1 protein-coding gene is annotated in these 1074 nt (G+C 30.3%); it reads right to left on the minus strand.

Going from position 1 to position 1074, the window contains the following annotated elements; translation table 11 throughout:
* Nucleotides 1–553: 553 nt before the first annotated feature.
* Nucleotides 554–763 (minus strand): DUF4277 domain-containing protein, encoded by a 210-nt coding sequence (locus ACM0OS_RS28940; protein ID WP_414546615.1) that lies wholly within the window; start codon nt 761–763, stop codon nt 554–556.
* Nucleotides 764–1074 lie beyond the last annotated feature (311 nt).

Genomic DNA, 1074 nt, shown 5'->3' on the forward strand with positions numbered 1-1074 from the left:
AACTCACATTCCGCACCCTTAACTGTCACAATCGGTTATTACGGAAGTTGAGTCATAAAAAAGGAGTAAAAAATTACATTTATCTCAAAAAAAACAGATTTGGGATAGGAAATTTTATTGGATATATTCTCAATAAGGGGAAATAAATATAAGAGTGGTTTGGTGAAAAATTTTCATAATATAATTTTATTTTTACAACCTCAATACATCATTGTAAATTATGCTTATCGGAAAATAAAGTTAAAAACGCCATGACAAGTTCAGAACATTAATTTTATTAATGAGCTAAATGGTCTAATTAAAATATTAATAATATTGATAAATCAACTTATATATCTATAGTAATTACGGCAAGCTTCTGGGAGGAATAGGAGAATGTACTTCATTTCAGATGTCAAATTATAAAATTCTGTTTTTTGTTGAAAAGTAACAAGATGAACTGATTGAAAACATTGAAATATCCACCGCATAGTTGGATTATTTATGGCTTTTCCTAATTGATTTTTTACAGTATAGTTTAAGGATTTTAAAGCTGCTCTAATTTCTCTTTGCGCTAAAGTGTAAACATATATAAAGGCTGTGACATCATGCTTAAGCCGTTTAAAATCATTGCCTTTACCACCTGACCCGCACTGACTTTTTCTCCTGGCTCTGACCCCAGGAAATTATTAATTATTTCTACTATCCCAATTGAATCTACTATTCCTGCTACTATCCCTAAATGGTCAATCTTCTTCAATTCCAGGTCTTTAGCGCTAAACATGGCAACCAAAATTCCACAAAAATATCTGTTGAAATTTTCTCCTGATTATGTTGGTTTAAAACGTTTTTTTATCTTTTTATAGTCATTGCGGATAAAGCTTTCAATGATTTTGAACCAATTTTGACATCAAAATCACCTAAGAACTCAAATTTTGTACTTAGTCGTATTTATTAACTGTATATCTAAGTTAATCATAATAATTCCTATTTAGCTGTAATAAATTCTAGTCAATTTTCTCAATTATTAGTTCCTATGTACTAGATATATCCGTTTCTTTGGGGTGTGACAGTTGTGGGTGCGGAATGTGGGTT

Source organism: Nostoc sp. CCY0012, assembly GCF_963920855.1.
In the GTDB taxonomy this organism is placed as follows: Bacteria; Cyanobacteriota; Cyanobacteriia; order Cyanobacteriales; family Nostocaceae; genus Cyanocohniella.

Bases quoted from the DNA above. Each gene is read 5' to 3' on its own strand.
- ACM0OS_RS28940 (WP_414546615.1), bottom strand. From the start codon at position 763: ATGTTTAGCGCTAAAGACCTGGAATTGAAGAAGATTGACCATTTAGGG.